We start from the raw sequence: 20,134 nt of genomic DNA on the forward strand, positions 1-20,134 counted from the left end.
CGGATCGCGAAAAAGGATAGCAGCGCGCCGCGCGGCAAAGCCGAGAAAGTACGGGGGAAACCCCGCTCTTTTCGGTCGATCGGAGTACGGCCCGGATCACGATAATCGCATCGTGTCATTGTCCGCCCGCTCGCCCGAGCGAGCTCAGTCGTCCCGCTCCGGAGAAACTCGACGCATGGATTCGCAGGCCAACTCGCTGATCAACCCCGACGCCCGCGCGGGCCTCGCCAGCCCGGCGCCCGGCGCCGCCGCGGCCGCCGCGTTGCCGGGCGCGGGCGTCGCCGGCGCGGACTTCGGGCTCGGCGGCTTCGCGGAGCGCATTCCCGGCATCTCGCGGATGAAGGGCAACCCGAAGCTGCCGTTCCTGATCGCCGCCGCGCTCGCGATCGCCGCGATTACCGCGCTCGTGCTGTGGAGCCGGACGCCCGACTACCGAGTGCTGTACAGCAACCTGTCGGACCGCGACGGCGGCGCGATCATCACCGCGCTCCAGCAGGCAAACGTTCCCTACAAGTTCGCCGATGCCGGCGGCGCGATCCTCGTGCCGTCGAGCCAGGTACATGAAACGCGCCTGAAGCTCGCCGCGATGGGCCTGCCGAAGGGCGGCTCGGTCGGCTTCGAGCTGATGGACAACCAGAAATTCGGCATCAGCCAGTTCGCCGAACAGATCAACTACCAGCGCGCGCTCGAAGGCGAACTGCAGCGCACCATCGAATCGATCAACGCCGTGCGCGGCGCGCGCGTGCATCTCGCGATCCCGAAACCGTCGGTATTCGTGCGCGACAAGGAAGCGCCGAGCGCGTCGGTGTTCGTCGACCTCTACCCGGGTCGCGTGCTCGACGAGGGCCAGGTCCAGGCGATCACGCGGATGGTGTCGTCCGGCGTGCCCGACATGCCCGCGAAGAACGTGACGATCGTCGACCAGGACGGCAACCTGCTGACCCAGTCGGCATCGGCGTCCGGCCTCGACGCGAGCCAGCTCAAGTACGTGCAGCAGGTCGAGCACAACACGCAGAAGCGCATCGACGCGATACTCGCGCCGATCTTCGGCGCCGGCAATGCGCGCTCGCAGGTCAGCGCGGACCTCGATTTCTCGAAGATCGAACAGACGTCGGAAAGCTACGGCCCGAACGGCGTGCCGCAGCAGGCCGCGATCCGCAGCCAGCAGACCAGCAGCGCAACCGAACTCGCGCAGGGCGGCGCGTCGGGCGTGCCTGGCGCGCTGTCGAACACGCCGCCGCAGCCGGCTTCCGCGCCGATCGTCACCGGCAACGGCCAGAACGCGCCGCAGACGACGCCGGTCAGCGACCGCAAGGACCAGACGACCAACTACGAGCTCGACAAGACGATCCGCCATCTCGAACAGCCGATGGGCAGCGTGAAGCGGCTGTCGGTCGCGGTCGTCGTCAACTACCAGCCGGTCGCCGACGCGAAGGGCCACGTGACGATGCAGCCGCTGCCGCCCGCGAAGCTCGCGCAGGTCGAGCAGCTCGTGAAGGACGCGATGGGCTACGACGAGAAGCGCGGCGACTCGGTGAACGTCGTGAACAGCGCGTTCTCGACCGCGAGCGATCCGTACGCCGACCTGCCGTGGTGGCGCCAGCCCGACATGATCGCGATGGCGAAGGAAGCCGCGAAGTGGCTCGGCATCGCGGCGGCCGCGGCGGCGCTCTACTTCATGTTCGTGCGCCCGGCCATGCGCCGCGCGTTCCCGCCGCCCGAGCCGGCCGCGCCGGCGCTCGCGGCGCCGGAAGATCCGGTCGTGCTCGACGGCCTGCCGGCGCCGGTCAAGGCCGACGACGAGCCCGATCCGCTGCTGCTCGGCTTCGAATCCGAGAAGAACCGCTACGAACGCAACCTCGACTACGCGCGCACGATCGCCCGCCAGGATCCGAAGATCGTCGCCACCGTCGTGAAGAACTGGGTGTCCGATGAACGCTGAAGGCTTGACCAAGAGCGCGCTGCTGCTGATGTCGATCGGCGAGGAAGAGGCCGCTGAGGTATTCAAGTTCCTCGCGCCGCGCGAGGTGCAGAAGATCGGCGCCGCGATGGCCGCGCTGAAGAACGTCACGCGCGAGCAGGTCGAGAGCGTGCTGCAGGACTTCGTGAAGGAAGCCGAGGAGCACACCGCGCTGTCGCTCGATTCGAGCGATTACATCCGCTCGGTGCTGACCAAGGCGCTCGGCGAGGACAAGGCCGGCGTGCTGATCGACCGCATCCTGCAGGGCAGCGACACGAGCGGCATCGAGGGCCTGAAGTGGATGGACTCGGGCGCGGTGGCCGAACTGATCAAGAACGAGCATCCGCAGATCATCGCGACGATCCTCGTGCACCTCGACCGCGACCAGGCGTCCGAGATCGCGTCGTGCTTCACCGAGCGGCTGCGCAACGACGTGCTGCTGCGGATCGCGACGCTCGACGGCATCCAGCCGGCCGCGCTGCGCGAGCTCGACGACGTGCTGACCGGCCTGCTGTCCGGCAGCGACAACCTGAAGCGCAGCCCGATGGGCGGCATCCGCACCGCGGCCGAGATCCTGAACTTCATGACGAGCGTGCATGAGGAAGGCGTGCTCGAAAGCGTGCGCCAGTACGACGCCGATCTCGCGCAGAAGATCATCGACCAGATGTTCGTGTTCGAGAACCTGCTCGACCTCGAGGATCGCGCGATCCAGATGGTGCTGAAGGAAGTCGAATCGGAAACGCTGATCATCGCGCTGAAGGGCGCGCCGCCCGCGCTGCGCCAGAAGTTCCTCGCGAACATGTCGCAGCGCGCGGCCGAACTGCTCGCCGAGGATCTCGACGCGCGCGGCCCGGTGCGCGTGTCCGATGTCGAGACGCAGCAGCGCCGCATCCTGCAGATCGTGCGCAACCTCGCCGAGAGCGGCCAGATCGCGATCGGCGGCAAGGCGGAAGACGCGTATGTCTGATTCGGCGAGCGATCGCGCGGGCACCCTCACCGCCTACCAGCGGTGGGAGATGGCGTCGTTCGACCCGCCGCCGCCCCCGCCGCCGCCCGACGACGCGGCAGCGGCCGCCGCCGCGCTCGCCGAGGAACTGCAGCGCGTGCGCGATGCCGCGCACGCCGAAGGCCATGCGGCCGGCCACGTCGAAGGCCAGGCGCTCGGCTACCGGGCCGGTTTCGAACAGGGCCGCGAACAGGGCTTCGAGGCCGGCCAGGCCGATGCGCGCGAACAGGCCGCGCAGCTCGCGGCGCTCGCCGCGTCGTTCCGCGAGGCCGTGTCGAGCGCCGAGCACGACCTTGCCTCCGACATCGCGCAACTCGCGCTCGATATCGCGCAGCAGGTCGTGCGCCAGCACGTGAAGCACGACCCGGCCGCGCTCGTCGCGGCCGTGCGCGACGTGCTCGCGGCCGAACCCGCGCTGTCCGGCGCGCCGCATCTCGCGGTGAATCCGGCCGACCTGCCCGTCGTCGAAGCCTATCTGCAGGACGATCTCGATACGCTCGGCTGGAACGTGCGCACCGATGCGTCGATCGAGCGCGGCGGCTGCCGCGCGCACGCCGCGACCGGCGAGGTCGACGCGACGCTGCCCACGCGCTGGCAGCGCGTCGCCGCCGCGATCGGCAAGGTGAGCACGTGGTGACGCGGTCGCCCGAATCGCTCGCGCATGACGGCATGACGCCGCTCGAGCGCGAACTCGCGCTCGCGTCGTTCGGCCCCGCCGGCGCGCACGACACCGCACACGACACGAAACCGCATGCGACCGCTTCAACGGCCGCCGCACCCGACGCCGCACCCGACGCCGCGCCGCGCGCGCCGCACAATCCGCATCTCGCGCACTGGCGCACGCACCTGAACGGGCTCGCGGCGCGCAGCCACCGCGCGCTGCCGCTGCGGCCGTGCGGGCGCCTCACGCGCGCGGCGGGCCTCGTGCTCGAGGCGATCGGGCTGCGCCTGTCGGTCGGCGCCGAATGCACGATCGAATTGCCGCCCGGCAGCACGCTGCCGCACGCGGAAGCGGAAGTCGTCGGCTTTGCCGGCGACCGCCTGTTCCTGATGCCGACTACCGACGTTGCCGGCGTGCTGCCCGGCGCGCGCGTGTGGCCGCTCGAAAGCGCGCCCGTCGCCGATCCGCTCGCGGGCGCGAAGCGGCTGCCGGTCGGCTGGGAGATGCTCGGGCGCGTCGTCGACGCGTCGGGCCGCCCGCTCGATGGCCTCGGCCCGCTCGCATCGAAGGTCGATGCGCCGCTGTCGGCGCCGTCGATCAACCCGCTCGAACGCGAACCGATCCACCACGTGCTCGACGTCGGCGTGCGCGCGATCAACGCGCTGCTCACCGTCGGCCGCGGGCAGCGAATGGGCCTGTTCGCGGGCTCCGGCGTCGGCAAGTCGGTGCTGCTCGGCACGATGGCGCGCTATACGAGCGCGGAAGTGATCGTGATCGGGCTGATCGGCGAACGCGGCCGCGAAGTGAAGGAATTCATCGAACAGATCCTCGGCGAGGACGGGCTCGCGCGCTCGGTCGTCGTTGCGGCGCCGGCCGACGTGTCGCCGCTGCTGCGGATGCAGGGCGCGGCCTACGCGACGTCGCTCGCCGAATATTTCCGCGACCAGGGCAAGCACGTGCTGCTGCTGATGGATTCGCTGACGCGCTACGCGATGGCGCAGCGCGAGATCGCGCTGGCGATCGGCGAGCCGCCCGCGACCAAGGGCTATCCGCCGTCGGTGTTCGCGAAGCTGCCCGCGCTCGTCGAACGCACCGGCAACGGGCCGGAGGGCGGCGGCTCGATCACCGCGTTCTACACGGTGCTGACCGAAGGCGACGACCAGCAGGACCCGATCGCCGATTCGGCGCGCGCGATCCTCGACGGCCACATCGTGCTGTCGCGCACGCTCGCCGAGGCCGGCCACTATCCGGCAATCGACATCGAGGCGTCGATCAGCCGCGCGATGACCGCGCTGATCGACGAAACGCATCTCGACCACGTGCGGCAGTTCAAGCAGATGCTGTCGCGCTACCAGCGCAATCGCGACCTGATCGCGGTCGGCGCGTACGCACCCGGACGCGACGCGCAGCTCGACCGCGCGATCGCGCTCTATCCGCGCATCGAGGCGTTCCTGCAGCAGGGCTTTCGCGAATGCGCGCCGTTCGCGTCGAGCCTCGCTGGGCTCGATGCGCTGTTCGACGCTTACGGAGGCTGATCAAGATGGCTCACGGCTTTCCCCTTCAACTGCTGCTCGACCGCGCGCAGGAGGACCTCGACACGGCCGCGAAGCAGCTCGGCACCGCGCAGCGCGACCGCACCGCGGCTACCGAGCAGCTCGATGCGCTGCTGCGCTATCGCGACGAATACCACGCGCGCTTCGCGCAATCCGCGCAGCACGGGATGCCGGCCGGCAACTGGCGCAATTTCCAGGCGTTCATCGACACGCTCGACGCCGCGATCGCGCAGCAGCGCAACGTGCTGGCCGCGGCCGAAGTCCGCATCGACGAGGCACGCCCGAACTGGCAACAGAAGAAACGCACCGTCGGCTCGTATGAAATCCTGCAGGCGCGCGGCGTCGCGCAGGAAGCGCGGCTCGACGCCCGGCGCGAACAGCGCGACGCCGACGAACACGCCGCGAAGATCCTGCGCATGCGGGCCGACGCGGCCCGCTCGTCGTAACCGACCACCGCATTCGAACGAGAGAACCGCCATGCCTCCCCTGCCCCTGCTCGGCGCGCTGATCGACACCGCCGGCGCCGCACTCAAGGCCGCCCGCGGCGCGGGTTCGTCCGGCACCGCCGCCGGCAACGACGCCGCGACCGCCACGGCCGCCGTGCCGTTCGCGCAGACGCTGAAGCAAAGCGTCGCCACGCGGCGCGACGCGGCGAATCCCGCCACGCCGGATGCTTCGACGACGCAGGCTTCGTCGAAGCCGGCTGCCGGCACGAAGCCGTCCGGCACCGACGACGATCAATCGACCGACGCCGCGAACGCCACCACCAACCCCGACGCCGGCGCGCTCGCGGCCGCCGCGGCCGTGCAGGCACAACTGCAGGCGCGCACGGACAATGCGACGCCGGCCGATGCCGCCGCTATCGCTACGGCTACCGCTACCGCCGCCGCCACTACCGTGCAAAAGACGGCCGTGTCCGGCCAGCCCGATGCGACGGCCGCGCTGGCGGACCACGCGGCCGGGGATGCGGCCGCCCAGCCGGCCACGCCGGCGTCGAGCCGCGACGCGCTGCAAGCGGCGCTCGCCAAGCTGACCGGCGGCTCGGGCGCGATCGCGACGCCCGCAAGCGGCACGACGGCTTCGACATCGGTAGCGGCATCGTCTGCCTCTTCTGCATCGACCGCCGCCGCACCGCTGACGCCGAAGGTGCCGACGTTCGACCGCACGCTCGCCGACGCGAAAGGGGCGCTCGCCACGCAGCAGACGCCGACGCAGGCCACCGCGCAGGCGCTGCAGGCCGACGCGAACGCGCAGACCGGCGCGCAGCATGCGCTCGCGGCCGCCAGCGACGCAACGGACCCGGCCGCCAGCGCGACGCTCGCGGCCGGTGCATCGGCTGCGGCCGCGGCGCAGGCGAACCTGCAGTTGTCGCCGGCGGCGAGCGCGATCGCCGCCGCCAACACGCACGTGCTCGCGCCGCACGTCGGCACCGCCGACTGGACGGACGCGCTGAGCCAGAAGGTCGTGTTCCTGTCGAACGCGCACCAGCAGAGCGCCGAGCTGACGCTCAACCCGCCCGATCTCGGGCCGCTGCAGGTGGTGCTGCGCGTCGCGGACAACCACGCGCACGCGCTGTTCGTGTCGCAGCATGCGCAGGTGCGCGACGCGGTCGAAGCCGCGCTGCCGAAGCTGCGCGAAGCGATGGAAGCGGGCGGGCTCGGGCTCGGCAGCGCGACCGTCAGCGACGGCGGCTTCGCATCGCAGCAGCAGAACCCGCAACAGACCTTCGCCGGCGGCCAGTCGCCGCGCCGCGGGCACGGCGGATCGTCAGCCGTCGATGCACCCGCCGACGCTGCGCAATCCGCACCGGCCGCCGCGAGCGTGAGCCGCGCCGGCCTCGTCGATACGTTTGCATAGGGCCTGTTCCCGCTAATAACGGGCTTGCGCCGGCCGCCGCCCGGTGCGCGCCGCTCAGCGGCCGTGCACCGCCGCGGCCGCCTCGCCGCGCGGCACGCCGCCCCTGCGCGCCGCGACGATGAAGTCCGCCGCGCGTTCGCCGATCATCACCGACGGCGCATTCGTGTTCCCGCCGACCAGCGTCGGCATCACCGACGCATCCACCACGCGCAACCCTTCGACGCCGCGCACGCGCAGTTGCGGATCGACGACCGCGCGCGCATCGGAGCCCATCCGGCACGTGCCGACCGGGTGATAGATCGTGTCGGCATGCGCGACGATCGTCGCGCGCAGCTCCGCTTCGCTCTGGTCCGCCCGCGTGTACAGCTCGCGCCCGCCCTGCGATGCGAGCGGCGCCTGCGACAGGATGCGGCGCATCGCCTGCGTGCCGCGCACGAGCAGGTCGAGATCGCGCGTATCGCTGAAGAAACGCGGATCGATCAGCGGCGCGTCGCGCGCATCGCCGCTCGCGAGCGCCACCGTGCCGCGGCTGAACGGCCGCAGCGCGCATACGTGCAGCGAATAGCCGAAGCCCCAGTGCATCTTGCGGTTGTGGTCGTCGACGAGCGCCGTGCAAAAATGCAGCTGCAGGTCGGGACGCTCGAGCGACGGATCGCTCTTGATGAAGCCGCCGGCCTCCGCGACATTGCTCGTCATCATCCCCGTGCGGCTCGAGAAATAGCGCGCGAGTGCGGGTGTCATCTTCGCGATCCCGCGCAGGCACACGCCGACCAGTTCAGACGAATTCACGCGCGTGTTGATGATGAAGTCGATGTGGTCGATCAGGTTCGTGCCGACATCCGGCGCATCCTGCACGACCGCGATCCCGTGCCGGCGCAATTGCTCGGCCGGGCCGATCCCCGAGCACATCAGCAGTTGCGGCGAATTGAACGCACCGGCCGACAGGATCACTTCCGCGCGCGCGCCGAGCGTCTCGACGCGGCCGTTGCGCGATATCGCGACGCCGACCGCGCGCTTGCCGTCAAAGCCGACGCGCAGCACCGTCGCGTCGGTGATCACGTGCAGGTTCGGCCGGTTGCGGCCATAGATGTAAGCACGCGCGACGCTGCAGCGCGAACCGTCGCGGTGCGTGACCTGGTAGAAGCCGACGCCTTCCTGCGTCGCGCCGTTGAAGTCGTCGTTCAGCGGATAGCCGGCCGCGTGCGCGGCCTGGATGAATCGTTCGGAGAACGGATTGCGAAAGCGCAGATCCGACACCGACAGCGGGCCGTCCGCACCGTGCCACGCATCGGCGCCGCGCTCGTTGCCTTCCGCGCGGCGGAAATACGGCAGCACGTCCTGCCAGCCCCAGCCCGTTGCGCCGAGCTGCGCCCACTCGTCGTAGTCGCCCGGGTGGCCGCGCGTATAGATCATCGCGTTGATCGCGCTCGAGCCGCCCATCCCGCGCCCGCGTGGCTGGTAGCCGCGCCGCCCGCCGAGGCCCGGCTGCGGCACCGTCTCGTAGCCGTAGTTCGTGCCGAGCTTGAACGGCACCAGCGCCGCGATGCCGACCGGCATGTTGACGAGCAGGTTGCGCTCCGTATGCGAGCCGGCGTCGATCAGCGCGATCGTCGCGTCGGGGCAGGCATCGGCGAGACGGCCTGCCAGGCTCGAGCCGCCCGAACCGCCGCCGACGATGATGTAGTCGTATTGCATGTCACGTCTCCGTCGTGTCATGGAAGGCGCCCGGCACCGCCGCGCGACCGCGTCCCCTCTTGTAGTGTTCGGGCATTGTAGGAATGGCCGACATGCGCGCGGCGCGCGGATTCAAGAGCGATTCCTCTAAACGCCCGCGTGAACTAAATTTAAGATGTATCGATTCGCTTCGCGCGACGCGCCGGCCACGAGAAGCCGATCCGTCGCGAAACGGGAGAGACGACGATGCAGCGCCAGGTTCTGCAGGCCGCGTGCCGACCGGGTTGCCCGGATGCGACGCGCGCGGCCCGCATTTCATTTCAAACGACTGCCCGCGCGGGGACCTGCAGCGACATGCGCGCGGCCGATCGAAATCGAACGGCACGCGTGGTCGCCGACCGTTTGGACGGCTGTCCGCCGCGGCGGCGCGATGCGCTGCGACCCGCATTGGCGTGCGCGTTGCACTGCCCCGCTTCGCTGCACCGGCAAGCGCTCGCGCTGCAGCGTCGCGCGCCCGGCAGCAGGCGTATCGCGCGGCGCGCGAACACGCCGCGGCGCGGTTTTCGGATGCGGATACCGTCGCGCGGATGCGACGCCCGCCCCACGCTGCAACCGGTTTTCGAGCATGCGTCGCATCGGGCCCCGCGCCGCGCGACGCTCACCACCCCGATCCGCGTCGCCGCGCTCGCCGAGCGCTCGCGTGCGGCGTGACGGCTGGCCGACAAGCCAGGCCCAACTGGAGGAGACAACATGAAGAACGACCTGCCCGAACTGGCCCCGCAAGCACTGCCGTCGGCCGACGCGCTGACGTCGCTGCTGCGCGACCAGCGCGCGGCCTACCTGCGCGCACCGTATCCGGCATGGGAAACGCGTGTGCAGCACCTGCGCGCGCTGCGCACGATGCTGATCGACAACGCGGACGCGCTCGCCGAAGCGATCAGCGCCGATTTCGGCCATCGCGCGAAGCAGGAAGTGCTGCTGTCGGAAATCTGGATGGCGAAGGAAGAGATCGACGACGCGCTCAAGCACGGCAAGCGCTGGATGAAGCCGATCCGCAAGCCGATGAACAAGTGGCTGCGCCCAGCGCGCGCGAAGGTGATTCCGCAGCCGCTCGGCGTGGTCGGCATCGTCGTGCCATGGAACTACCCGGTGCTGCTCGCGGCCGGCCCGCTGATCTGCGCGCTCGCGGCGGGCAACCGCGCGATCGTCAAGATGTCCGAACTGACGCCGCGCACGTCGGCGCTGTTCGAGCAATTGATCGCGAAGACCTTCACGCGCGACCACGTCGCGGTCGTGAACGGCGATGCGGAGGTCGGCGCCGCGTTCAGCGGGCTGCCGTTCGATCATCTGCTGTTCACCGGCTCGACGCAGGTCGGCCGCCATGTGATGCGCGCGGCCGCCGACAACCTCACGCCCGTCACGCTCGAACTCGGCGGCAAGTCGCCGGCGATCGTCGGACCGAATGCACGCTTCGACGCGGCCGTCGACGCGATCGTCGCGGGCAAGACGCTGAACGCGGGCCAGACCTGCATCGCGCCCGACTACGTGTTGCTGCCGCGCGGCATGGAAGCCGCGTTCATCGAGCGGGCGCGAGCACGATTCGCGAAGATGTATCCCGACCTGTCGGCCAACGGCGACTACACGACGATCGTGTCGCCGCGCCATTACGCGCGGCTGCAGCAACTCGCGAGCGATGCGCAGGCGGCCGGCGCGCAACTGCACCCGCTGTCCGACGCGCAGTCCGACCCGGCGTCGCGCCGCTTCGTGCCGTGCGCGATCACGCAGGTGCCGGCCGCGTCGCAACTGATGCAGGAGGAAATATTCGGGCCGCTGCTGCCGCTCGTGCCGTACGAGCGGCTCGACGAGGCGATCGCATACGTGAATGCGCGCCCGCGTCCGCTCGCGCTCTATCTGTTCGACGAGGACGGCGGCACGATCGACCGCGTGATGCACGAAACGATCTCGGGTGGCGTGTCGGTCAACGAAACGCTGATGCACATTGCGTGCGGCAGCCTGCCGTTCGGCGGCGTCGGCGCGAGCGGCATGGGCGCGTACCACGGCTACGACGGCTTCGTGACGTTCTCGAAGATGAAGCCCGTGCTCACGCAGGCGCGCCTGAACGCGCGCAACCTGCTCGCGCCGCCGTACGGCAAGCGGTTCGCCGCGCTGATCAAGCTGATGCTGAAGTTCTGAACCGGACGGGCCGCGCACATCGCGCCGCGGCCCGCATACGCCTGCCGCGCGGTGCCGGTGCCGCGCGCGCCGTCACACGGGCCAGAGCGGCCCTTCCTGCATCGCGCCGATCTGCTCGCGCAGTTCGAGCACACGCGCTTCCCAGTAACGATGCGTGTTGAACCACGGAAACGCGGCCGGGAACGCGGGATCGTCCCAGCGCCGTGCGAGCCATGCCGCGTAGTGGATCAGCCGCAGCGTGCGCAGCGCTTCGACGAGATGCAGCTCGCGCGGCTCGAATTCGCAGAAATCCTCGTAGCCTGCCAGCAGGTCCGCCAGCGCGCGCGACGCACCTTCGCGATCGCCCGGCAGCAGCAGCCACAGATCCTGGATCGCGGGCGCCATCCGGCTGTCGTCGAAATCGACGAAATGCGGGCCGCCATCGGTCCACAGCACGTTGCTCGGATGACAGTCGCCGTGCGTGCGCAGCAGGCGAATCTCGCCCGCACGTTCGAACGCGGCCTCGACACCTTCGAGCGCGAGCGCGACCGCCGTCTCGTACGCGGGTCTTACGTCATCCGGAATGAAATCGTGCGAGAGCAGGTAATCGCGCGGCTCAAGGCCGAACGTCTTGATGTCGAGCACGGGACGCGCGACATACGGCTGCGTCGCGCCGACCGCGTGAATCCGGCCGATGAAGCGGCCGAGCCATTCGAGCGTGTCGCTGCGGTCGAGATCGGGTGCGCGGCCGCCGCGCCGCTCGAAGATCGAGAAACGAAAGCCGTCGAACGCATGCAGCGTGCGGCCGTCGAACGTGCGTGCAGGCACCGCCGGAATCTCGCGCTCGGCGAGTTCGGCGACGAACGCGTGCTCTTCGAGGATCGCATCGTCCGACCAGCGCGCCGGGCGGTAGAACTTCGCGACGACCGGCGGGCCGTCTTCGATGCCGACCTGGTAGACGCGGTTTTCGTAGCTGTTGAGGGCGAGCAGGCGCCCGTCGGTGCGCAGGCCGGCCGGCATCAGCACGCTGTCGAGCGCGTCGAGCACGCACTCGGGCGTGAGGCCGGCGAACGGCGGGCTGGCAGGAGAAGCGGGAGCGGAAGTGGCGTCTGTCATGCCCCGCATTGTGCCGCCAGCCGGGCCGAAAGACGAGCGTCCGGTGCGGTATGCGCTTAGTGGAGCGCCGCGCCGGCCGGCAGCACGGATTCGCCGGTGTCGATCAGATCCTCGAGAAAGAACGGCTCGGTGTTGAGTTCTTTCGACTCACCCGGCACGCCCGCGTACCAGGTCACCATGGCCATGTCGCCCAGGATGCGCTGGACGATGCCGCGCGCGCCCTTCGGCACCGCGATATGGGTAGTGCAGACAATCGACCCGACATGCATGATGGTTCCCCACTCTTGAATCTTGAAACCCGGCCCGCTGGCGAGCCGGCAAATGCGCGATCCGCGCCGCTCTCGACGGAGCGTTGCGCGTAATCCCATTGTTCACGGTTTATCGAAGCGCGAAAAGAAGAAGAAGCGGGCGAAGTGCCGCGAATTCGTCGAATGTCTCCAATCAACCACTGCGCCGCGCGTGCGCTTGCACGGGCGGATACCCCCATCATACCCTGTCGAATGTGACTGCCCGCCGAATCCGCCCGGCGCCGCGGCGCGCACGCGATCGACGCAATGCGCACATCGTTTGCCGCGTGCCGGGCCGCCAGGAGATTTCGCGTGACCGAGCCTGCCGGAACCGCGCCGCTTGCCTCGCACGCTACAGCCTCCTTCCCCCGTCCCGAACACGGCTCGCGCAGCCACCGCGCACAAGCATCGCGCGGCATCGCTGCAACGCGTCTTTCACCATGCGGGGCCGCCGACAGTTGTTGCGCCGGATGCCGACCTTGCAGTACCTTTGACGTTCATTCGCGTTCAACCGCATTCCGACACGATGCATCCGCTCACGTCCGCCCTCGCAAAATCCCGGCCGCAGTTCGACGCGCGGCCGCAGGCGTGCGCGCATCCGTCGGTCCTCCCGCCTCCTGTCGCACCGCCGCTCGTCGGCGCCGCGCCGCCCCCTCCGGCGGCACGCGCCGGCTGACCAGCCGGCTTCCGTTTCGTCTTTCATTCGCCCGTCGGCTTCGTTCGTGCGTCGTGACGCACGGCTCCCTGCTGCACGCGCGGATGGAACGTTCCGATCCGTTCGACAGGTGGATTCACATGGTTTCGTTCAAACGCGCGCTTGCCGCGCATGGAGCGACGTCGCTCTTCGTGCTGCTGTGGAGCAGCGGCGCGATCTTCGCTGAACTCGGTCTGCGTCACGCATCCGCGTTCGTCTTTCTCACCGCGCGTTTCGCGCTCGCGTCGCTCGTGCTGCTCGCACTGGCCTTCATGCGCAAACGCTGGCTGCCGCCGCACAGCGAGCGGCGCATGGCCGCGCTGACCGGCTTGCTGATGATGGGCGGCTATTCGATCTTCTACCTGCTCGCGCTCGAGCGCGGGATCGCGCCGGGCGTGCTCGCAACGATCCTCGGCGTGCAGCCGATCCTCACGCTGGCGATCGTCGAGCGACACTGGCAGCCCGTACGCGTCGCGGGGCTCGCGCTGTCGCTGGCCGGTCTCGCGCTCGTCGTATGCCGCGGCGTGGGCGATGCCGGCCTGCCGCTCGCGGGCATCGCGTGCGCGCTCACGGCGCTCGTCGCACTGACCGTCGGCTCGCTGCTGCAAAAACGCGTACGCGCGGCACCCGCCGACGTGCTGCCGCTGCAGAATGCGATCGGTCTCGCGCTGTGCGTGGCGATCGTGCCGTTCCGGCCGATTTCGTTCGACCTGAGCTGGGCGTTCGTCGTGCCGCTCCTGTGGCTCGGCATCGTGATTTCGGTGATCGCGCAACTGCTGTTCTACCGGTTGATGCAGCGCGGCGATCTCGTCAACGTGACGAGCCTGTTCTATCTCGTGCCCGTCGTCACCACGGTGATGGATGCCGTATGGCTCGGCAACCGGCCCGAACCGCTCGCGCTCGCCGGTATGGGTGCGATCATCGCGGGGCTCGCGCTCGTGTTCCGCGCGCCGGCCGCACGCACGCGACCCGACCGCACGTAAGCGGACAGGCCGCCGCGCCCGCAAGTGCGGCGGCCTGTATCGGACACATACGACAATTCCGCGGAAATCGAAAGGAACGGGAAAGATGCGTGCAAGGCGTTCGTCGAACTTGCGGGAAAAATGCGCGACTCGCTGGGCTTTCCGCTGATTTTTAATGGTTCGGATAGCGAAAACATCGCCGGGTTGCCTATACTCGAATTGACCGCCCCGCTCGCAATCGGGTCGGACCAATACTAGAAATACCCGGCATGGGGCCGAAGCAAGCGCTGAAGCGCTCACTCCGGCCGACACTGGAGACACGCATGACGACCTATTTCACGATCGGCGACTTCATCCTGTTGATCCCGATGGCGCTGGCCGGAGCGCTATTTCTCGGCGCGGTACCGTGCGCAACCGAATTCCGCCACAACCTGATGCGCGTGCTGGGCGTCATCCTCGGCGTCGGCGTCGCGGTATTGCTGGTCGAAGGTCTGCCTGCGCTGCTCTAGCGGCGTATCCGTGCCTGACGCGCATCGTTGCGCCGCAACGATGCGACGTGCTGTCTGCAAGACGGTGATACTGGCATGCAATGTTTCGCATGCCGTATCGACTGCCGGTCAGATCGCCTGATCGGTGGACGGTTTTTCCCACAGATTGATGCCGCCTTCCGTCGCGTAACGATCGATCTCCGCGAGTTCTTCCGCCGAGAATTCGAGGTTCTTCAGCGCGCCGACGTTTTCACGCACCTGCTCGGCACGGCTCGCGCCGATCAGCGCGGACGTCACGCGGCCATTGCGCAGCACCCACGCAAGCGCCATCTGCGCGAGGCTCTGGCCGCGCCGTTCGGCGATCGCGTTGAGCTTGCGCACATGCTCGAGGTTGTCCGCGCTCAGGTGATCCTGCTTCAGCGAACCGCCGCCCGGCTTGTTCACGCGCGCGTCGGCCGGCACGCCGTTCAGGTACTTCGACGTGAGCAGCCCCTGCGCGAGCGGCGTGAACGCGATGCTGCCCGCGCCGACGTCGTCCAGCGCGCCGAGCAGGTCGCTCTCGATCCAGCGGTTCAGCATGTTGTACGAAGGCTGGTGGATCAGCAGCGGCACCTTGTACTGCGCGAGCAACTCGGCCATCTCGCGCGTCTTCGCCGCCGAATACGACGAAATGCCGATGTAGAGCGCCTTGCCCTGCTGCACGGCCGACGCGAGCGCGCCCGCCGTTTCCTCGAGCGGCGTGTGCGCGTCGAAGCGGTGCGAATAGAAGATGTCGACGTAGTCGAGCCCCATCCGCTGCAGGCTCTGGTCGAGACTCGCGAGCACGTACTTGCGAGACCCGCCGCCGCTGCCATACGGCCCCGGCCACATGTCCCAGCCGGCTTTCGTCGAGATCAGCAGTTCGTCGCGATACGGCAGGAAATCCTCCTTCAGCAGCCGGCCGAAGTTGGTTTCGGCGCTGCCGTACGGCGGCCCGTAGTTGTTCGCGAGATCGAAGTGGTTGATGCCGAGGTCGAACGCGGTGCGCAGGATCTCGCGCTGCGTCGAGATCGGCGTCGAGTCGCCGAAGTTGTGCCACAGGCCGAGCGACAGCGCGGGCAGTTTGAGCCCGGATTTGCCGCAGGTGCGGTATTGCATGTCCACATAACGTTCGGAAGCTGCTTCATAGGCCATGAGTATTTCCCGTCAGGACGTCGGAGGGAGGGGCGCGCGCCGGCCGCGCACAAGGCGCGACGGCGGCGAAGAAAACGCTCGACGGCTATGGTAACGAAGGCGGCCGATGCGCGCACGGCGATGGACGCGACCGCGGTCGTCGCCTACACTGCGGCGTCTCGAATCACCGTTTCAGCGAGGTTGGTATGTCCCGCGTCATCTCGGTTGCGCTGCTCGTCGGCGGCGTCGTGCTGCTGTATTTCGGCGGCCAGTCGTTCCATTCGATCAACGACAACATGTCGCGCCTCTTCACCGGCTCGCCCGCCACGAAGACGATCCTGCTGATCGTGGGCGGCGCCGTCGCTTCGTTCGTCGGCCTGATCGGCCTCGCGATGCCGGGCGGCAAGCGCTGATCGCGCAGCCGCGCGAACGGCCCGCGTCACCCTGATCGGGCCGCGCAAAACGAAACAGGCAGCCAGGCCGCCCGTTGCTTCATTCGCCCGCGATGCGCCGCATCGCGTGATCGTCGCGGCCTCGCCGCGCCGACCGGTCCGCACCTAGAACTGCACTTCCGGCTTCGCCGCCGAGCGCGTGCCGGGCACCGGCCGGTTGCTCGCGCCGTGGTACGTGTACACGAGCGAGAACTTCACCTGGTCGGAACGGTTCTGCCCGGCCGAATGCAGTGTGTTGCTGTGGAAAAACACGACGTCGCCCGCCTGGAGCGACGGGCACGTGGCCGCGTCGATCATCTTCCGGTTCTCCGGCAGGTCGCTGCGGAAGAACTTCGCATCGTCGAACGCTTCAGGCCCGAATTCGGCCGTATGCGAACCCGGCACGAGCCACAACGCACCGTTCTCGTTCGTTTCCGGCCCCAGCGCGAGCCATACCGACACCATGTCCGAACGCTCGAACGCCCAGTAGCGGAAGTCTCGATGCCAGCCCGTCAGGCTGCCGTACGCGGGGTGCTTCGTCATCATGCAGTTGTGATGCGCGCGCGACAGCACGGGCTCTTCGCCGAAGTACTCGCGCATCCACGCGCCGATTTCGGGTGCGACCGCGCGCTCGGCAAATGCCGGATCGCGCGAGTACGCATCGAGCAGCCGCCGCACCGTGTGCCCGCCCGGCGCATGCTTCGACTCGGGTGCGCCCGGGTAGCGCAGGTCCGCCTCGAACTCGATCGGCTCGGCAGCCTCCTGCAACTGCCGCTCTGCAATCCGCTTGAGCGCCGCGCATTGCTGCTCGCCGACGAGGCCACGCGCGACGACGAACCCGCGTTCGCGCAATTCCGCGACTTGCGCGCGGATCGATTCCGACTGCAATGGAGACGACATGGGATGCCAGACGTTTATTGTGTGAATGTGACGATTGTAAATCGGCGCCGGATGCCGCGAACAGCGCCATTGTCGTACGCAGGGGCATGCCAATCGCCGATTTGATCTGGCGCAAGGGAACTGTGCGGCACGGCGCTGGCCTCACCGACAGGCGGTATGCGGCACACGCCTTGCGGCACAAGGGTTTATCGCGACTTTTGCCCGTCATGAATCCCCTGTAGCCTGTCGCGGCCTGTCAATTCTGGCGGGCGCGGCACGCAGCGGCTTTCGATATGATCCGTTGCGTCATCCGAGGCCGTTCATACCAGTGCGCTCTTCAAGGGCGCCATCCATACAAGCGAAGCATCGTTCACATGCCATTCCGTCTGACTTCCCGTCTCAACCGCGCTGCGAAGCGCGTCGCGCCGTCCGCTCCTGCCCGCCCGCTGCGCCATCACCGCGCACGCACGCAGGCGCTGGCCGAGCGCGCGCCCGCGCACGGCCGGCTCGACGGCATCCGCGCGTGGTTCCACGCGTTTTTCTCGATGATGAGCGCGCAAACGTTCGCACGCCGTGCCGGCCTGCGCTCGCTGCTGCAGAAGCCGTCGTCGCTGCGCGCGCTCGCGCTGCGCCGCGCGCTCGGCCCGCAACGCCGCGTCAACCGGCCGCGCCGCCTCGCGGCCAGCAATGGCTGGTTCGGGTTCGGCGCGCGCTGAAGCAGCGCCGGCGGGCACTGCCCGCCATGATCGCCGCCGTTGCGCCGGCGATCGGAATCCATAAAAAAACCCCGGCAATGCCGGGGTTTTTCGTTTCGGGCGAACGACGCTTACGCGACGCGTGCCGTCGGCTCCACGCCGGCCGCTTCGGCCAGCGCGAGCGCCTTGTCGGTCGCTTCCCACGAGAATTCCGGCTCTTCGCGGCCGAAGTGGCCGTAAGCAGCGGTCTTCTCGTAGATCGGGCGCAGCAGGTCGAGCATCTTGATGATGCCCTTCGGACGCAGGTCGAAGTGCTCGCGCACGAGCTTCGTGATCACCGCATCCGACACGCGGCCCGTGCCGAACGTGTTGACCATCACCGAGGTCGGCTCGGCAACGCCGATCGCGTACGACACCTGGATCAGCGCGCGCGACGCGAGGCCGGCGGCGACGATGTTCTTCGCGACGTAGCGGCCTGCATACGCAGCCGAACGGTCGACCTTCGACGGATCCTTGCCCGAGAACGCGCCGCCGCCGTGCGGTGCGGCACCGCCGTACGTATCGACGATGATCTTGCGGCCCGTCAGGCCGCAGTCGCCCTGCGGGCCGCCGATCACGAACCGGCCGGTCGGGTTCACGAGGAACTTGATGTCGCCCTTGATCAGGTCGGCCGGCAGCGTCGGCTTGATGATTTCCTCGATCACGGCTTCGCGCAGCGCGGGCAGCTCGATGTCCGGTGCGTGCTGCGTCGACAGCACGACGGTGTCGATCGAATCGGGCTTGCCGTCGACGTAGCGGACCGTCACCTGCGACTTCGCGTCCGGGCGCAGCCACTGCAGGCGGCCGTCGCGGCGCAGGCTGGCCTGGCGCTCGACGAGACGGTGCGACAGGTAGATCGGCAGCGGCATCAGTTCCGGCGTTTCGTCGCACGCGTAGCCGAACATCAGGCCTTGGTCGCCCGCGCCTTGGTCGAGGTTGTCGTCGTGGGCACGATCGACGCCCTGGGCGATGTCCGGCGACTGCTTGTCGTACGCGACGAGCACCGCGCAACCCTTGTAGTCGATGCCGTAGTCGGTGTTGTCGTAGCCGATGCGCTTGATCGTGTCGCGCGCGATCTGGATGTAATCGATGTTGGCCGTCGTGGTGATTTCACCGGCCAGCACGACGAGACCCGTGTTGCACAGCGTTTCCGCCGCAACACGCGAATATTTGTCCTGCTCGAGGATGGCGTCGAGAATCGCGTCCGAGATTTGGTCCGCGACTTTGTCCGGATGGCCTTCGGAGACGGATTCGGACGTGAAGAGATAATCGTTTGCCACTTTTTCAGGCTCCTGTGTGGTTACGGTTGGTTTCACGTAGCCAGCTTCGTTGGGCCTGAAGCGGCGACGCTTTAGCGGATTACCAGGACCGGGCAGCGCGCTTCGCGCCAGCCGGCTTCGCCCCGCAAGTTGTCAGTTAACTCGGCGAAGCCCGTATTATAGCGGCTTTCCTGAATTGTCACAGAGCGCCGCCCGTGCTGTTTCTTCCGCTGTCTTACCACCCTGCTCGCAACGCGCCGGCCATCCGGCCCCACGGAGGTGCCGCATGCTAGGCCGCCTCGGCACGCATCTCGCCATCGGCTTCCTGAAGCTGCTCGCCCTGTTGCCGTACGGCCTGACCGCGCGGCTCGGCGACGGTCTCGGCTGGCTGCTGTACCAGATCCCCAGCCGGCGAAAACGCATCGTACACACCAACCTGAAACTCTGCTTCCCGGACTGGAGCGACGAACGGCGCGAGGAAGTGGCCGGCCTGCATTTCCGCCATGCGATCCGCAGCTACGTCGAGCGCAGCGTGCAATGGTTCGGCTCCGCGAAGAAGCTCGAGAAGCTGATCCAGGTCGACAGCGCGGTCGACCTCACCGATCCCGACCTGCCGCCGACGCTGTTCCTCGGCCTGCACTTCGTCGGCATCGAAGCCGGTTCGATCTGGCTCAACCGGTCGCTGCAGCGCCGCTGCGGGTCGCTTTACCAGCCGTTCTCGAACACGGTGCTCGAGGAAGAAGCGAAGAAGGCGCGCGGGCGCTTCGACGCCGAGATGGTCGGCCGCGCGGACAGCGCGCGCGTCGTGCTGCGCTGGCTGCGCGACCGCAAGCCCGTGATGCTCGGCGCCGACATGGACTACGGGCTGCGCAACTCGACGTTCGTTCCGTTCTTCGGCGTGCCGGCCTGCACGCTGACGGCCGTCGGCCGGCTCGCGAAGACGGGCCGCGCGCAGGTCGTGCCGTTCATCGGCGAGGTGCTGCCGAACTACAAGGGCTACCGGCTGAAGGTATTCAAGCCGTGGGATCGGTATCCGACCGGCGACGACGATCTCGACGCGCGGCGGATGAACGAATTCCTCGAGGAACAGATCCCGCTGATGCCCGAGCAGTACTACTGGGTCCACAAGCGCTTCAAGACGCGCCCGCCCGGCGAACCGAGCCTGTACTGACCCTGCCGGGCGAAACCCGCGGGCGCGCCGTCATGCGCGCGCCTGCGCCCTCGCTCTCGCCACCTTCGGCGCGCCTGC

At 68.6% G+C, this 20,134-nt stretch carries 19 protein-coding genes; 13 read left to right on the forward strand and 6 right to left on the reverse strand.

What is annotated here, in order from left to right:
• Nucleotides 1-175 precede the first annotated feature (175 nt).
• From fliF to FPJ27_RS34960, 6 genes are read left to right on the forward strand one after another with little or no spacing between them, the layout of a single operon-like run.
• Nucleotides 176-1,942 (forward strand): flagellar basal-body MS-ring/collar protein FliF, encoded by a 1,767-nt coding sequence (gene fliF / locus FPJ27_RS34935; protein WP_204424992.1) that lies wholly within the window; start codon nt 176-178, stop codon nt 1,940-1,942.
• A complete protein-coding gene (gene fliG, locus FPJ27_RS34940; RefSeq protein ID WP_175963322.1) occupies nt 1,932-2,927 on the forward strand; it encodes a flagellar motor switch protein FliG in 996 nt (331 codons plus the stop codon). The genes fliF and fliG overlap by 11 nt, the downstream gene beginning before the upstream one ends.
• Complete coding sequence (gene fliH, locus FPJ27_RS34945) at nt 2,920-3,603, forward strand: flagellar assembly protein FliH (protein WP_072437576.1); 684 nt, start codon at nt 2,920-2,922, stop codon at nt 3,601-3,603. Before fliG ends, fliH begins: the two co-directional genes overlap by 8 nt.
• A complete protein-coding gene (gene fliI, locus FPJ27_RS34950; RefSeq protein ID WP_204424994.1) occupies nt 3,597-5,162 on the forward strand; it encodes a flagellar protein export ATPase FliI in 1,566 nt (521 codons plus the stop codon). The genes fliH and fliI overlap by 7 nt, the downstream gene beginning before the upstream one ends.
• A gap of 5 nt (nt 5,163-5,167) precedes the next feature.
• Entirely contained in the window at nt 5,168-5,626 is a 459-nt protein-coding gene (fliJ, locus tag FPJ27_RS34955; protein ID WP_072437578.1) for a flagellar export protein FliJ, read from the forward strand.
• 31 nt (nt 5,627-5,657) lie between these two features.
• The gene (locus FPJ27_RS34960) at nt 5,658-7,037 is read left to right on the forward strand and encodes a flagellar hook-length control protein FliK (RefSeq protein WP_204424996.1); all 1,380 of its coding nucleotides are present in this window, start codon (nt 5,658-5,660) and stop codon (nt 7,035-7,037) included.
• A gap of 54 nt (nt 7,038-7,091) precedes the next feature.
• On the opposite strand, the gene FPJ27_RS34965 is transcribed toward FPJ27_RS34960, so the two are convergent.
• Nucleotides 7,092-8,732, reverse strand: coding sequence for a GMC family oxidoreductase N-terminal domain-containing protein (locus tag FPJ27_RS34965; RefSeq protein WP_204424998.1), 1,641 nt, complete (start codon nt 8,730-8,732; stop codon nt 7,092-7,094).
• 333 nt (nt 8,733-9,065) lie between these two features.
• Here FPJ27_RS34965 and FPJ27_RS34970 point away from each other — a divergent pair, with 333 nt between their 5' ends.
• Both FPJ27_RS34970 and FPJ27_RS34975 read left to right on the forward strand, forming a co-directional pair.
• Nucleotides 9,066-9,422: a hypothetical protein gene (locus FPJ27_RS34970; RefSeq protein WP_204425000.1), complete on the forward strand. Its 357-nt coding sequence runs from the start codon at nt 9,066-9,068 to the stop codon at nt 9,420-9,422.
• 39 nt (nt 9,423-9,461) lie between these two features.
• The gene (locus tag FPJ27_RS34975) at nt 9,462-10,904 is read left to right on the forward strand and encodes a coniferyl aldehyde dehydrogenase (RefSeq protein ID WP_204425002.1); all 1,443 of its coding nucleotides are present in this window, start codon (nt 9,462-9,464) and stop codon (nt 10,902-10,904) included.
• 72 nt (nt 10,905-10,976) lie between these two features.
• Here the strand turns inward: FPJ27_RS34975 and FPJ27_RS34980 are convergent, their stop codons facing one another.
• Together FPJ27_RS34980 and FPJ27_RS34985 are read right to left on the reverse strand one after the other, a co-directional pair.
• Complete coding sequence (locus FPJ27_RS34980; RefSeq protein ID WP_083533980.1) at nt 10,977-11,999, reverse strand: serine/threonine protein kinase; 1,023 nt, start codon at nt 11,997-11,999, stop codon at nt 10,977-10,979.
• Nucleotides 12,000-12,055: 56 nt separating this feature from the next.
• Nucleotides 12,056-12,268, reverse strand: coding sequence for a hypothetical protein (locus FPJ27_RS34985; RefSeq protein WP_004198969.1), 213 nt, complete (start codon nt 12,266-12,268; stop codon nt 12,056-12,058).
• Between the two features lie 813 nt (nt 12,269-13,081).
• Here FPJ27_RS34985 and FPJ27_RS34990 point away from each other — a divergent pair.
• Both FPJ27_RS34990 and FPJ27_RS34995 read left to right on the forward strand, forming a co-directional pair.
• Nucleotides 13,082-13,963, forward strand: coding sequence for a DMT family transporter (locus tag FPJ27_RS34990; RefSeq protein WP_204425004.1), 882 nt, complete (start codon nt 13,082-13,084; stop codon nt 13,961-13,963).
• A gap of 302 nt (nt 13,964-14,265) precedes the next feature.
• Entirely contained in the window at nt 14,266-14,451 is a 186-nt protein-coding gene (locus tag FPJ27_RS34995) for a hypothetical protein (protein ID WP_072437673.1), read from the forward strand.
• A 108-nt stretch (nt 14,452-14,559) separates the two neighbouring features.
• On the opposite strand, the gene mgrA is transcribed toward FPJ27_RS34995, so the two are convergent.
• On the reverse strand, nt 14,560-15,603 hold the full coding sequence (gene mgrA, locus FPJ27_RS35000; protein ID WP_204425006.1) for an L-glyceraldehyde 3-phosphate reductase: 1,044 nt from the start codon (nt 15,601-15,603) through the stop codon (nt 14,560-14,562).
• Between the two features lie 185 nt (nt 15,604-15,788).
• On the opposite strand from mgrA, the gene FPJ27_RS35005 reads away from it, so the two are divergent.
• Nucleotides 15,789-15,995 carry a DUF3185 family protein gene (locus tag FPJ27_RS35005; protein WP_034179318.1) on the forward strand — a complete coding sequence of 69 codons (207 nt, stop codon included), beginning with the start codon at nt 15,789-15,791 and terminating at the stop codon, nt 15,993-15,995.
• 144 nt (nt 15,996-16,139) lie between these two features.
• Here FPJ27_RS35005 and FPJ27_RS35010 read toward each other — a convergent pair whose 3' ends face one another.
• A complete protein-coding gene (locus FPJ27_RS35010; protein WP_034179319.1) occupies nt 16,140-16,913 on the reverse strand; it encodes a phytanoyl-CoA dioxygenase family protein in 774 nt (257 codons plus the stop codon).
• Nucleotides 16,914-17,266: 353 nt separating this feature from the next.
• Here FPJ27_RS35010 and FPJ27_RS35015 point away from each other — a divergent pair, with 353 nt between their 5' ends.
• Nucleotides 17,267-17,608 carry a hypothetical protein gene (locus tag FPJ27_RS35015; protein ID WP_072437584.1) on the forward strand — a complete coding sequence of 114 codons (342 nt, stop codon included), beginning with the start codon at nt 17,267-17,269 and terminating at the stop codon, nt 17,606-17,608.
• Nucleotides 17,609-17,718: 110 nt separating this feature from the next.
• Here the strand turns inward: FPJ27_RS35015 and metK are convergent, their stop codons facing one another.
• Nucleotides 17,719-18,906 (reverse strand): methionine adenosyltransferase, encoded by a 1,188-nt coding sequence (gene metK / locus FPJ27_RS35020; protein WP_006482984.1) that lies wholly within the window; start codon nt 18,904-18,906, stop codon nt 17,719-17,721.
• A 265-nt stretch (nt 18,907-19,171) separates the two neighbouring features.
• Here metK and lpxL point away from each other — a divergent pair, with 265 nt between their 5' ends.
• On the forward strand, nt 19,172-20,056 hold the full coding sequence (lpxL, locus tag FPJ27_RS35025) for a lauroyl acyltransferase LpxL (RefSeq protein WP_072437585.1): 885 nt from the start codon (nt 19,172-19,174) through the stop codon (nt 20,054-20,056).
• Nucleotides 20,057-20,134: the final 78 nt, after the last annotated feature.

Origin of the sequence: Burkholderia sp. MS455 (assembly GCF_016899445.1) — a bacterium.
GTDB lineage: Bacteria > Pseudomonadota > Gammaproteobacteria > Burkholderiales > Burkholderiaceae > Burkholderia > Burkholderia pyrrocinia_C.